Genomic DNA, 12,814 nt, shown 5'->3' on the forward strand with positions numbered 1-12,814 from the left:
TGGGGGTCTTGATTGAATTGGGGTGTTAAAGTGGGAAGCATTGGGTAATGTAGATCCCCTTCCTGTAATACCATGATTATTCATGTGAAAGTAATTTCAACCGATAAGACCGTCAGATGGAGTTGGCGGTCTGCTGTCAGGTGATCAAAGGAGTAATGCCAGAGTGCAGATTTCAGTAAGAGAGTATCAGAAACGTCGTCGGCATCTGTTGGATGCAATGGCGCCAAACAGTATTGCAATTTTGCCCGCTGCACCGGTACGTCCCCGCAACAGGGATGTGGAATACCCGTTCCGGCAGAACAGTGATTTTTATTACCTGAGCGGCTTGTCTGAGCCTGACGCTGTTCTGGTTCTGATTCCTGAGCGGGAGCATGGCGAATCCATCTTGTTCTGCAAGGAAAAGGACCCGTCTTTTGAGCGTTGGAACGGTAAACTGACCGGTCAGGAAGGCGCGATCAATGATCTGTTATTCGATGATGCTTTTCCAATCAATGATATTGACGACATTCTTCCAGGGCTTATGGAAGGGCGGAATCGTGTCTATTACAGCATGGGGCTGGATGAGAAGTTCGACCGGCATGTGATGGAGTGGGTGAACATTCTGCGGAGCAAGGTCCGCAGTGGTGCGCATCCGCCGGATGAGTTTGTTGCTTTGGAGCACACTCTCCATGATATGAGATTGTTCAAGTCATCCTCTGAAATCAAGGTAATGCGCCAGGCGGGTAAAATAAGCGCAAAGGCTCATTGTGAGGCTATGCGGGTTTGTAAGCCGGGTAAATATGAATATCAGCTTGAGGCCGCCATCCAGCATGTTTTTATGCAGGAAGGTGCTCGTTCTACAGCATATCCCTCTATCGTAGGTGGTGGTGAAAATGCCTGTGTGCTTCATTACATTACCAACAGCGATAAGCTCAAGTCCGGAGATCTTGTACTGATTGATGCGGGTTGTGAGCTGGACTGCTACGCTGCAGATATTACCCGGACTTTCCCGGTATCCGGCAAATTTTCAGCTGAACAACGGACCATTTACGAGATTGTGCTGGCTGCACAGTATGCTGCGATTGATGAAGTCCGGGCCGGACAACACTGGAACAATCCGCATGAGGCGGCTGTAAAGGTGATTACGGAAGGTTTGCTGGAAATCGGACTGCTCCAGGGCGAAATTAAGGAACTCATTGAGAAGGAAGCTTATAAAAAGTTTTATATGCATCGCACCGGACATTGGCTGGGGATGGATGTTCATGATGTTGGGGATTATAAAATCGGCGGTGAATGGCGTGTCCTGGAGCCAGGAATGGTGATGACGGTTGAACCGGGGATTTATATTGCCCCTGAGCTGGAAGACGTGGATGATCGCTGGAAAGGTATCGGTGTTCGCATCGAAGACGATGTTCTTGTGACCAAACAAGCACCGGAAATATTCACAATGGACGTACCCAAAGAAGTTGATGAGATTGAAGCGTTGATGCGTGGGCCATGCTGACTGAACCATACGATATCGTAATCGTCGGGGGAGGCTTGGTAGGGCTGAGCCTGGCTTTGGCTATAGGGCAGGCTCAGCAAAAAGGTGGTCTTCGCCTGAAAGCGACGGTCGTTGAACCTTTTCCAATGACCTCCCATGAAACGGGGGCGAATCCCAGCTTTGATGCACGCTCCACCGCGCTGTCATACAGTACCGAGAAAATCTATCGCCGATTGGGTATATGGTCTTCGGTAGAAAGCCAAGCTGCCGCGATCCAGAGAATTCACGTGTCTGACAAAGGGCAATGGGGGGCAACCCGTCTGATTGCCAGTGACCAGGGGTTGGATGCCTATGGTCATGTCGCGCCCAATGAAATCCTCGGAAAGGCGCTCTATCAGGCATTTCACCAACAGTCACAGGTTAAATTGGCGGCTTCACAAAAAGTGTCGTCTCTGGAGCCAACCCCCGATGGTTATCGATTGTCCCTGTGTGACTCAAAGGGGCTGCCGACTCGGGAGCTGTCTGCCAGGCTAGTGGTGGTTACCGATGGCGGTCGTTCCAACCTGGCCGAGCAACTGGGCATTGTCTATAAGACTTCTGATTATCAGCAAAATGCAGTGATTGCGAATGTCGGACTGTCCCGTGCTCATGAAAATATCGCCTATGAGCGATTTACGGGTGACGGAGCAATGGCGTTACTGCCTTTAGTCGATTATGTCGCCAGATCTGAAGCGGTTGGCGAGTCTGCCAGTCGTCTTCACAGGTCAGCACTTGTCTGGACCGTTCCTTCCCGACAGGCACCGGGGTTGCTTGAGTTAAATGAAGAGGCGTTTCTATCCAGGCTGCAGTCAGTTTTTGGTCATCGGGCTGGCCGTTTTATTCGGGTGGGTGAACGACATACGTATCCGTTGCAGTTAAAAACTTCCTTGGAGCAAGTCAGGCCTGGATTGGTGATGCTGGGGAATTCCGCACATACGCTTCATCCTGTTGCCGGTCAGGGTTATAACCTTGCCCTCAGAGATGCCATGACGCTAGCTGAGTGTCTCTGTCAGGTAACGACGGCAGAACAAGTTGGCAGCCTGGAAGTATTGAACCGCTACTATGAAATGCAGAGAGAAGACCAGTCTCGAACCATTCTGGGTAGTGATGGATTGCTTAAAATATTTGGTTCGAAATCTTCTATGCTCAGAAAGGCAAGGAGTTTTGGGTTGGTAAGTCTAAACTTACTTGGGCCTGTTAAAAGCCATTTCACTGAAATGGCCATGGGCGTTTCAGGGGTGGCGAGGGAATGGCAGTGAACGTGGATCATCGCAAAGCCTCTCAGGCAGACGTAATTGTCTCCGGAGGCGGATTGGTGGGAGCTTCTCTGGCGCTGGGGGTTGCCCGGTTGGGGCTCCGAGTGATTATTTTGGAGCCTGCCGGTTGTCATGTGGGAGAAGTTGCGGAGCAGGGAAGTAGTGTGGATACCTTTGATCTTAGGGTCAGTGCTCTCACCCGTGCTTCCCAGCGGTTATTGAATACCCTGGGGTGCTGGAAGATGATTGAGTCTTATGCTCAGCATTATCAGCAAATGGATGTCTGGGATGCAGGTGGCAATGGTCGCATACAGTTCTCATCTGCAGAAGTGTATGAAGACAATCTGGGGTGTATTGTCGAAAACCGGCGTATGTTGAATGCGCTCTACACAGAGCTTGGCCAGGCGCGCAATATACAGGTGGTGGCCGCCGGCCTTGAATCTGTGCAAGTGACTGCAGAAGGAGTGGATATTTCCGCAGGAGGGAATATTTATAGTGCCTCACTTTTGGTTGGGGCAGATGGTGCTCTTTCACGTACTCGTCATCTATTGTCGCTGCCGACCAGGGAATGGGATTATGGCCAGGAAGCGATTGTAGCGACGATCCAAACCGAACAGTCCCACGGCAGAGTTGCCAGGCAACGCTTTCTGAACACAGGCCCGCTGGCATTGTTACCTCTGAGAGATGCAGGATCGACTGATAAATACTGTTCAATTGTATGGTCAGTCTCGCAACCGGAATGCCAGAATATATATAGCCTTGAAGACGAGGCATTTTGCGAGCAGTTATCCGAAGTGTCCGAGTGGGCCTTGGGACGAGTCGTGAATGTAAGTCGACGTGTCAAATTTCCTTTGATGCAGCGTCATGCCAAGTCTTATATCTGTAAACACGTTGCACTTATTGGCGATGCTGCACATACCATACATCCGCTTGCTGGCCAGGGGGTTAATCTTGGTTTTCAGGATGTCAGGGTGTTGCTTGAAGAGCTGGAGAGAGCTCAGAACCGGCGCTTACTTCCGGGTGAGTCGGAAGTTCTCAGGCGTTATCAAAGGCGGCGGCAGCCAGAAAATCTGGCAATGATGGCGGCCATGGAGAGCTTTAAAAGAGGCTTCGCCTCATCAAACCCTATGATCAGTTGGTTAAGAAACGAGGGATTGAGTCGGGTTAATGCTATGTTGCCTGTCAAAAAGGCCATTATCCGTCAGGCAATGGGACTCTGAGGTGCATGCAGAGTTCCACCGCTCTCTGTTTAAAGCCATAGGCTTAAAGATATTAAATTACAGGTATAGACGTCCAAGCAGTGCGGGGACGACAGTTTCGACCCGGAGAATTCTCGTCCCCAGGTTAAAGCTTTGGCAACCCGCTTCTTCCAGTTTACCTATTTCATAGGGAGTAAACCCTCCTTCAGGACCAATGGTGAGTACCATTGAGGCCGGAGTGTCTGGAATGCCTCTTTCGCTGCCAGGATGCGCGACCCAGGCACTTCTGTTGCCGATAATTCCCGGGAGTTCATCTTCCACGAAGGGCTTAAACAGTTTCTTCAGCTCGATTCGCGGGAGTATGGTATCTCCAGCCTGCTCCAATCCTAACAGACAATGATGTCGTAAAGTGTCTTCGGTAAGCCATGGGGTTTGCCAGTAGCTTTTTTCCACTTTGTAGGCGTTCAGCAGGATCAGATGCTTTACTCCCAGAGCGGCGATGTTTTCAATGACGCGGCGCATCATCTTGGGTCGCGGGAGCGCTAGAATAAGTGTCAGGTCCAATCCCGGAGGCGGTGGAGAGACCAAATCAACTTGCAGCTGATAGCCTTCATGGGTGATATCGATAATCCTGGCTGAACCCATATTGCCGTTGATTTGACCCACCTTGAGGCTGTCCTGGGGTTTTGGTTTCAGGACAGATGTCAAATGCTCTGCGCGACGGTCTCCTGCAGAAAGGTAGAGAGTTCTACCATCTGCAGAAAGTTCCTCTTCTGAGAACAGCAGGAAGTTCACGACTCGGTGGAATCCTGGGCTTGCGGGCTGGGAGTTAACCAGCGGCAGCAGAAGACACCTGCTTCAAACAGCAGCCACATGGGAACAGCCAGCAATGTCTGTGATATAATGTCTGGAGGGGTCAAGAGCATACCAAAGACAAAACATCCGACAACCACATAAGGACGCTTTTCCTTGAGGCTTTCGACGGTCGTAATGCCTGCTTTCACTAGTAACATTGTGGCAATGGGAATTTCAAATGCGATGCCAAAGGCAAAAAACAGTTTCAGTACAAAGTCCAGATAGCTGTTGATATCCGTCATCATGGACACCCCCTCCGGGCTGGCACCGGCAAAGAAGGCAAACGCCAGTGGGAAGACGACAAAGTATGCAAATGCCACACCCAGGTAGAAGAGCATGACGCTGCTGACCAGAAGTGGGATGGCGAGCCGCTTCTCATGACGATACAACGCTGGTGCGATAAAGCTCCAGATTTGATAAAGGATATAGGGAACCGCGACAAATATAGCCAGAACCAGTGTCAGTTTAAAAGGAGCGAGAAAAGGGGAGGCTACCTGTGTGGCAATCATGGTGGCGCCTTCGGGCAATGCTGCACGTAATGGCTGCGACATGATGGCGTAGAGCTCATTGGCATAAGCAAACAAGGGAGCAAAGACAATAAGTACGGCAAGAACAACCTTCAGCAAACGATTGCGTAGTTCAACCAGATGCTCGATGAGAGGTTGTTCCGGCAGATGTTGGTCAGACTCTGGCATAGGGGATTCAGGGGCACTCATTAAAATCGTTGATTATATAGAACACACGTTTTCCGTCTGTCCTGCCAATTAACTGCGAATACTGGACTATGGCTGATGGAAACCTATTGGGCATAAGTGTCTCGTGAGCGGAAGTCAGTTGGAGGACTGGTCAGATTTCCTGTCTGTGGAGGAGTCAGGCTTTTCGACCATGTGTTCGAACTTTTTAGCTTCGGAAAGGGCATCATCCACGGTTTTCTGGATTTTCTCCAGACCGAGAGTATCCCCTTCCTTGCGCAGCTTTTCACGAAGCTCGTCAGCTTTTAGCTGGCGATCAACCTCCTGGGTCATCTGGCTGATCAGGCGACGCATTTTTCCTACCCAGCGACCAGTGGTCCTGGCAGCGTGTGGCAGACGTTCAGGTCCTAATACCAGTAACGCAATGACGCCAATCACCAGTAATTCGGCAAAGCCAATGTCGAACATATAGCTGCTCTGTCAGTAATAGAGTTAGATTAATGGGGTCGGATTAATACGGAATCAGCTATGCTTGGTTTCAGTGCTGTTTTCGCGGTGTGCCGTTCCCTCTATTACTTTATCGTCAGCCTGCTTCTGTTCCAGCTTTGGATCTTCCTGGTTTGCCTTGTTGTCCTTATCCTTGTCTTTGTTTTCGTCGCTCATGGCGTTCTTGAAGCCTTTAACCGCGCTACCAAGGTCCCCGCCGATGTTCTTGAGCTTCTTGGTTCCAAACAGCAGAACCACGATTAGCAGAACGATCAGTAATTGCCACATGGATATGCCCATGGTGTTGCTCCTCAATATTAACTAAAAACTTCTCAATACTTTCAGTAGTCCGACCGCATTCCGATTATTTCGTTCCGCGGGAGGCCTTCTCTTCCAGGCCGGACAGGTCAAACCTGCGTGCAAGCTCGTCCAATACCGCCTGAGGCTCAACATCCAGATGGCTCAGCATGACCAGAGAGTGAAACCACAGATCGGCAGTCTCGTAAACCAGATCTCTGGTATCCCCAGTGTTCTCCGCATCCTTTGCCGCCAGAATGGTTTCGGTACATTCCTCGCCAACTTTTTCCAGAATCTTGTTGATTCCTTTGGCATAAAGGCTGGAAACATAGCTGGAGTCAGGGGAAGCGTTCTTGCGAGCTTCCAGAACGCGCCCCAATTCGGTCAATATACTACTCATAATCTGTCTTGTCGTACCCGGGGGTATCAATGTATTTCATCATTATGACATTCTAAAGTCATGTTAACGGGGAATCTGCTTTGACGCCAGCTCCTGCGGGGAGACCCGATTCACCCTTTGGGAAAACTTATTTGCCATAAATGTCTTCGGGGGATTTCAGAACCTCGGCGTTAACTTTCCAGTCATTGCCTTCAAGGCTCCGGAAAAAACAGTTATTACGTCCGGTATGGCAGGCAATCCCACCCACCTGATCAACTTTGAGCAACAGTGTGTCTCCGTCACAATCCAGCATTACATCATGGATTTTTTGTACGTGGCCGGATGTTTCCCCTTTGTGCCATAGCTTTTGTCTGGAGCGTGACCAGTAAACAGCCTCGCCCAGCTTGATGGTCTGTTCGAGAGATTCTGGATTCATCCAGGCCATCATGAGTATTGTTCCGGATTGGTAATCCTGTGCGATGACTGGCAGTAATCCATCATCGTTCCACTTGATTGCTTCCCACAAAGGGGCTGATTTTAAGTCTGTCATTTCTCTTGTCGATCGGTCATGCGAACAGGAGCTGGCTGCCAGCCATTGATAAACCACTACTTGGGTCTGGCGACCAGATATATTCCTACCAGGCTCAGACCCCAGATACTCCAGTGAATATCCTGCAACACCACAGAAGGTTGACTGAGGGCCAGATAACCTGCCAAGCCCAGTGTAACACTTCCCAGCCAAAAATCTTTTCTTTGCTGCTTGTCTTTGGCCAGAGCGCGGTTCAGGGCATCCAAGCTGTTTTGGTTGGCCCGGTTATAACGGTCAAGATGCCGAAGCTGATCTACAGCCTCATAAAGCACCTGGGGGAGTTCCGGGGTTTGTTCCAGCCAGGTCGGCAATTGTTGCTTAATCGCCTTGAAAAGCCCAGGGGGGGCGACTCTTTGGCGCATCCAGTTTTCCAGGTAGGGGTGTGCTGTACTCCATAGGTCCAGGTCCGGATAGAGTTGCCTGCCCAGTCCTTCGATATTCAGCAATGTTTTCTGCAGGAGAACCAGTTGCGGTTGCACTTCCATATCGAAACGCCGGGCGGTCTGGAATAGGCGTAACAGAAATTGGCCAAACGAAATGTCTTTCAACGGCTTTTCAAAGATCGGCTCGCAAACGGTTCGGATGGCCGCTTCAAATTCATTCACTCGGGTATGTTCGGGGACCCAGCCAGATGATACGTGCAGGGCGGCAACCTGACGGTAGTCTCGTTTGAAGAAGGCCAACAGGTTGCGCGCCAGGTAGCTTTGGTCTTCCTGGGTCAGCGTACCCACGATTCCGCAGTCTATGGCGATATAGCGGGGATCCTCTGGCTTGGTAATGTCGACGAAGATGTTGCCCGGATGCATGTCAGCGTGGAAGAAGCTGTCCCGAAATACCTGGGTGAAAAAGATCTCAACCCCTCTTTCCGCCAGTAGCTTCAGATTAACTCCGGCCTTTTTCAGCGAATCCACTTCTGCGATGGGTATGCCGTAGATACGCTCCATGACCAGGACATTCTGAGATGTGTAACCCCAATGCACCTCAGGAATGTAGATCAGATGGGAGTTAGAGAAATTACGCTTGAGCTGTGAAGTGTTAGCCGCTTCTCTCTGTAGATCCAGTTCGTCGAGAATCGTGTGTTCATAATCCTTCACCACCTCGATGGGGTGCAGCCGCTTGCCATCCTCCCAGTAGGTTTCGACCAGTTTGGCAACCATGGTCATCAATGCGATGTCGATTCGGATCGTTTTTTCGATATCCGGGCGAATCACTTTAACGACCACATCCTGACCGGACTTCAGTCTGGCCGCATGAACCTGGGCAATGGACGCGGAAGCCATCGGCTGGGCTTCAAAGTTATCGAAGACCTGCTCAATGGGAGCTTTCAACGATTTTTGGATGATGGTTATGGCCTGCTCGCCAGGGAACGGTGGCACTCTGTCCTGTAGAATTTTCAGTTCATTGGCCAGATCTTCCGGCAGCAGATCTCGACGTGTGGATAGGATCTGCCCAAACTTTACGTATATCGGCCCCAGTTGTTCCAGAGCCTGCCGTAGACGCTCCCCCCTGGACATATTTTTGGGGCGGGGGAAAAAATGCCAGGGGGCAAATAGAAATAGTAGCCTGAGTGGCAGAGGGAGGGCCGTCAATGGGGCAAACTCGTCTAACCGGTAACGGCAGACCACCCAGACGATGTTAAAAAAGCGGTACAGTCTTCTCACTGCTGATCTTCTACTTTATGTTGTTGAGCGTGGCTTTCCAGCCTTTTGACACGAGCTTCCAGGCGGTCCAGTGTCATACGTGCCTGTTCGACCTGTTCTGACCAGTACTCAGCTTCATCCTTGTTTGGAAGAGAGTGGGCCTCGTGATGAATATATTCTTCGGCGTCGGCAAAGAAGCTTTGGCTGACATGAGCAAGCCAACCGGTGACCCCTCTCGCGCCTTTGCCCACCAGGTGGGCGGGAACATCTCCCAGGAATTCCGACAGTTTGGCTTCCCAGTCCACTTCCAGACTTGACAGGATGGCGGCCAACTGCTGTGCCAGGGCGACATCTCCGGCCAGTTCCAGCCCTTCAGCATTATGATCTCCCTGCATATAGCGGAGAAATACCCCTGGTGATCCCTTGAGGGTCAGGTCATTTTCTTCGTCCCGGGCAATCGCGACTCTCAATGGGTAGCCAAGTTCAAAAAATAGTTCCAACTGGAACGGGAGCACCTCAACCGCCAGCCATTTGCCAGCCAGCTTTTCGAGCCGTTGGGTGGCTGCCGCATCCAGCGATAGCGCCTGATTGGCAACCTGCTCCAGTGCTGCGGATAGGGCTGCCTGTATTGTCGGTGTGTTGATCATCGCCTGCTCAGGCCTTGATTCCAGTATGCAGGGCGACGATTCCGCCGGTCAGGTTATAGTACTGACACAGACTCAATCCTGCCTCCTCCATCATTCCTTTGAGCGTTTCCTGATCAGGATGCATTCGGATGGATTCGGCCAGATAACGATAGCTTTCACTGTCATTGGCTACCAGTTGTCCCATGACCGGGAGGGCAGTAAAAGAGTAGGTGTCATATGCTTTGGTCAGCAGGGGGTTTTCCGGTTTGGAAAATTCCAGTACCAGCAAACGTCCGCCGGGCTTCAGGACCCTGGCCATATCTGCCAGTGCCGTGTCTTTGTTGGTGACATTTCGCAGTCCGAAAGCAATGGTGATGCAGTCGAAAGTGTTGTCTGGAAAGGGTAACGCTTCAGCATTTGCCTGAACAAACTCTACCTGGCCACCGAACCCCTCATTGGTCAGACGATCACGGCCGACTTCCAGCATGGAGGCGTTGATATCCGCCAGGACGACGCGTCCCGAAGGACCGACAATACGGGCAAACTTCTTGGCCAGGTCTCCTGTGCCTCCGGCAATGTCCAATACTGCGTGCCCAGTACGTACACCGCTTTTATCGATAGTAAATCGCTTCCACAGGCGATGAATGCCGAGCGACATCAGGTCGTTCATGATGTCATATTTACTGGCAACAGAGTCGAACACCTTGGCAACATGAGATTCTTTTTCTTTGGCAGGGACTTCCCTGTAGCCAAAATGTGTGGTGTTTTGGTCGGCCATGGACCCTCTCTCCTAAAGCAATGTTGGACGGTATTCTACTCATCTCGTTAAGAAAGTCCTACCCGCAATCGAAGAGATAGAATGTATAGTGTGGATCAGTGGCGAGATTCGGATGTTGTTTTGTTGAGAATCACTTTATGGCCTTTTCCTGAAACAGTCTCAGGAAGAGGACGAAGCGGCGCTGATGGAGTAATATCCGCACATCATAGACGTTTGGATTTTATTGAAAGGTTGTAAGAAATGTCAGTAATTGAAATAACCCGTGAACATACGATGGATATTGGACATGCCAAGAAGACTGCCAATGATCTGGCGGTCAGTCTGTCACAGCGGTTTAGCGTTGATTATCAGTGGCAGGAAGATGTCCTGAAGTTCAAGCGCTCAGGCGTTAAAGGTCAACTGGAAGTGACACCCGAGAAACTGCATATTCGCCTGGAGCTGGGATTGCTTGTCCGGCCTTTCAAAGACCGGATAGAGCAAGAGGTTCACCACCACCTGGATAATATGGACGGTGTGGTGTGATTGTCATCTGAAATGCATCGTGGTCCGGCCTGTAGAGTCTGACCCGAAGCTGAGCGCTCACCCTCACTGGAACACAAAAGGTTCCTCATACCCGGTATAAATTCTTTGCAGAATTTCGTTTTCCCGGGAGATGATCGTTGTCAGCAGTTGTTTGACGCCCCCGATGGATTTGAAGGCTTTCAATCCGCGGTTCAGGAACTGGTGTAACTGACCCAGTCCGGCCATTTCCGCCGGCCCCTGGGTCACTGCCAGGCTGAAGTTTAGAAATCGACTTCTGACATATTTTTCCAGTGCTTCACCGGAGCTGCGAATCAGGTGAATCTGGTGTTCTCTGGCAGCCAGGTTCTGACATCGGCGGAAAGCTTCAGCGTAGCTTTCTTCAGTAATCTCCTCCACTTTTAGTTCTTCGGTCAGCACTACTGCCATGTGCTCATCCAGCTTTTGGGTTAACAGGTTTAGCTCGATCAGATTCGCCACGGTGCCTAATGCCTGATCCGGAACCAATTTGACCATCACTGGGAAAATTCGTTCCAGATCCGCATCCCGCCTGGCAAACTCCTTGGGGGAGTACAGGTCTTTTAACAGGAATTCCAGGGCATCATGGTATTGAGGCGTGGTGTAAAGATCATGGTGGGTACGCTTTAAGCGGGTAACCTGCCAATCGCCCAGATAATCTATGAAATCACCCAGCGGATGATGATCCCGCTGCTGACGGTATTCATGGTATTCCAGAAGCAGTTGCTGCAGTCTTCGGATATGTGGGGTCTTGGGTTGCACACTCAGCAGTTTTTCCTTAGACATCTGACCTCGATAAATTCATTCAATGATGGCTCCATGGGGGCATCGAACATAAACGCTTTGTGTGGAATCTGGCAGGAGAGGCATACAAAGCGACAGCCGATCCCCGTTTAATAACGCGGAAGCCGTTGATCGTCATATTTCTGGAGTGTAACCGAGATAGCCTAGGTTAACCTACCTAGTGCCATGAGAATTGTCAGCCGCCCTTTGATCCCATTGCTTTGGCATGGAGCTCTGGGAGGTGGGCAAGGGAGGGTACCCATTCCTGGCTGTCCAATGTGACGAAGTGGCTGGTCGCACCGGTTTCAATGATGCGAATCGCATTTGAAGAATGCTCTGCGCTTTTCAGCATGGCTTCGCGATCCAGAATGCGGTCAATTTTGGGAATCAGAATCGTGCCATGCCGCATGTGTTGATAACTCTCTGGGCCTGTTTTTTCCATCCAGGCAATAATATTTTCGATATTTCTTACGATGGTCAGATGGTCTCGAGTCGCTGCGAAAAGTTTATCCAGAAGCGCCCGTTTGCGGGGATTCAGCTTGCCGAAAAAGGTCTGGCCATATGCCGTGGACGGGGCTGAGTTGATTAATCTGATTACCCAGGGCCACATGCCGTGACTGACCGGATCAAGGAGGGCGCTGACCAGAGGGTGAAGCTTGCCCTGCGGCAGCACTGGTGCTTCCAGCACGACATCTACATTTTCAAACAGGTCTGGACGCTGCTGCATAGCCTCCATAATGACTGCGCCGCCCCGGCTGTGACCGTGGACTCTAACACGGCTGGTGGAAGGCAGGTTTTCGATGGCTTGATTTAGTACAGACGCATCATATTCGATCGTTGCTTCAAGGTATTTGATGGGCTTTTGCCAAGAAGCTTCCTCGATTGTGGGTCCGCTGACTGGAATGTGGTAATTGCTGCAGGTCAGCAGAATCAGTTCAGTATCTGGTGCCTGATAGGTTTGGGTAAAGTAGCAGTGGTTTTCCAGAAAGCCATGGACACCAATGACGGTATTCTCGGCAGGGGCGCTATGATTCCTGACAGAGGCTGCCCCTTTGCCAATGGTATAGACCCTTCCGGAAAACATTTCTGAATAAGCCGGGTCGATTGGACGTAATAACTTTCGCGCATGAATGGCTTTCATTGAGCTGTACTCCCAGTCTGCCTATGCCCCCGTTTTATAGTCCGGTCTTCCTCCC

General features: G+C 50.7%; 15 protein-coding genes. 4 read left to right on the top strand and 11 right to left on the bottom strand.

Annotated elements, in window-relative coordinates:
• Window positions 1–163 precede the first annotated feature (163 nt).
• Genes pepP through F566_RS0129680 form a run of 3 tightly spaced genes read left to right on the top strand, consistent with a single transcriptional unit; the run spans window position 164 to window position 3,977 of the window.
• Window positions 164–1,483 carry a Xaa-Pro aminopeptidase gene (gene pepP / locus F566_RS0129670; RefSeq protein ID WP_020410695.1) on the top strand — a complete coding sequence of 440 codons (1,320 nt, stop codon included), beginning with the start codon at window positions 164–166 and terminating at the stop codon, window positions 1,481–1,483.
• On the top strand, window positions 1,477–2,760 hold the full coding sequence (gene ubiH, locus F566_RS0129675) for a 2-octaprenyl-6-methoxyphenyl hydroxylase (RefSeq protein WP_020410696.1): 1,284 nt from the start codon (window positions 1,477–1,479) through the stop codon (window positions 2,758–2,760). Before pepP ends, ubiH begins: the two co-directional genes overlap by 7 nt.
• Window positions 2,751–3,977, top strand: a complete 1,227-nt coding sequence (locus F566_RS0129680; protein ID WP_020410697.1) for a UbiH/UbiF/VisC/COQ6 family ubiquinone biosynthesis hydroxylase — start codon at window positions 2,751–2,753, stop codon at window positions 3,975–3,977. The genes ubiH and F566_RS0129680 overlap by 10 nt, the downstream gene beginning before the upstream one ends.
• Window positions 3,978–4,034: 57 nt before the next feature.
• Here the strand turns inward: F566_RS0129680 and F566_RS0129685 are convergent, their stop codons facing one another.
• The 9 genes from F566_RS0129685 to ubiE form a co-directional block, all read right to left on the bottom strand.
• Complete coding sequence (locus F566_RS0129685) at window positions 4,035–4,751, bottom strand: 16S rRNA (uracil(1498)-N(3))-methyltransferase (RefSeq protein ID WP_020410698.1); 717 nt, start codon at window positions 4,749–4,751, stop codon at window positions 4,035–4,037.
• Window positions 4,748–5,527, bottom strand: coding sequence for a twin-arginine translocase subunit TatC (gene tatC / locus F566_RS0129690; RefSeq protein ID WP_020410699.1), 780 nt, complete (start codon window positions 5,525–5,527; stop codon window positions 4,748–4,750). Before tatC ends, F566_RS0129685 begins: the two co-directional genes overlap by 4 nt.
• A 114-nt stretch (window positions 5,528–5,641) precedes the next feature.
• Entirely contained in the window at window positions 5,642–5,971 is a 330-nt protein-coding gene (tatB, locus tag F566_RS34505; protein ID WP_020410700.1) for a Sec-independent protein translocase protein TatB, read from the bottom strand.
• 54 nt (window positions 5,972–6,025) lie between these two features.
• Entirely contained in the window at window positions 6,026–6,289 is a 264-nt protein-coding gene (gene tatA / locus F566_RS0129700) for a Sec-independent protein translocase subunit TatA (protein WP_020410701.1), read from the bottom strand.
• Between the two features lie 64 nt (window positions 6,290–6,353).
• Window positions 6,354–6,686, bottom strand: a complete 333-nt coding sequence (locus tag F566_RS0129705; protein WP_020410702.1) for a phosphoribosyl-ATP diphosphatase — start codon at window positions 6,684–6,686, stop codon at window positions 6,354–6,356.
• Window positions 6,687–6,813: 127 nt separating this feature from the next.
• Window positions 6,814–7,215 (bottom strand): phosphoribosyl-AMP cyclohydrolase, encoded by a 402-nt coding sequence (gene hisI / locus F566_RS0129710; protein WP_026180416.1) that lies wholly within the window; start codon window positions 7,213–7,215, stop codon window positions 6,814–6,816.
• 56 nt (window positions 7,216–7,271) lie between these two features.
• A complete protein-coding gene (ubiB, locus tag F566_RS0129715) occupies window positions 7,272–8,915 on the bottom strand; it encodes a ubiquinone biosynthesis regulatory protein kinase UbiB (RefSeq protein ID WP_020410704.1) in 1,644 nt (547 codons plus the stop codon).
• Complete coding sequence (locus tag F566_RS0129720; protein ID WP_020410705.1) at window positions 8,912–9,541, bottom strand: ubiquinone biosynthesis accessory factor UbiJ; 630 nt, start codon at window positions 9,539–9,541, stop codon at window positions 8,912–8,914. Before F566_RS0129720 ends, ubiB begins: the two co-directional genes overlap by 4 nt.
• A 7-nt stretch (window positions 9,542–9,548) precedes the next feature.
• On the bottom strand, window positions 9,549–10,298 hold the full coding sequence (gene ubiE, locus F566_RS0129725; RefSeq protein WP_020410706.1) for a bifunctional demethylmenaquinone methyltransferase/2-methoxy-6-polyprenyl-1,4-benzoquinol methylase UbiE: 750 nt from the start codon (window positions 10,296–10,298) through the stop codon (window positions 9,549–9,551).
• A 240-nt stretch (window positions 10,299–10,538) separates the two neighbouring features.
• Between ubiE and F566_RS0129730 the strand changes: the two genes are divergently transcribed.
• The gene (locus F566_RS0129730) at window positions 10,539–10,820 is read left to right on the top strand and encodes a polyhydroxyalkanoic acid system family protein (RefSeq protein WP_020410707.1); all 282 of its coding nucleotides are present in this window, start codon (window positions 10,539–10,541) and stop codon (window positions 10,818–10,820) included.
• 63 nt (window positions 10,821–10,883) lie between these two features.
• Here F566_RS0129730 and F566_RS0129735 read toward each other — a convergent pair whose 3' ends face one another.
• A complete protein-coding gene (locus F566_RS0129735) occupies window positions 10,884–11,621 on the bottom strand; it encodes a DUF8198 family protein (RefSeq protein ID WP_020410708.1) in 738 nt (245 codons plus the stop codon).
• Window positions 11,622–11,814: 193 nt separating this feature from the next.
• On the bottom strand, window positions 11,815–12,759 hold the full coding sequence (locus tag F566_RS0129740; RefSeq protein ID WP_020410709.1) for an alpha/beta hydrolase: 945 nt from the start codon (window positions 12,757–12,759) through the stop codon (window positions 11,815–11,817).
• Window positions 12,760–12,814 lie beyond the last annotated feature (55 nt).

Origin of the sequence: Hahella ganghwensis DSM 17046 (assembly GCF_000376785.1) — a bacterium.
Classification (GTDB): domain Bacteria; phylum Pseudomonadota; class Gammaproteobacteria; order Pseudomonadales; family Oleiphilaceae; genus Hahella; species Hahella ganghwensis.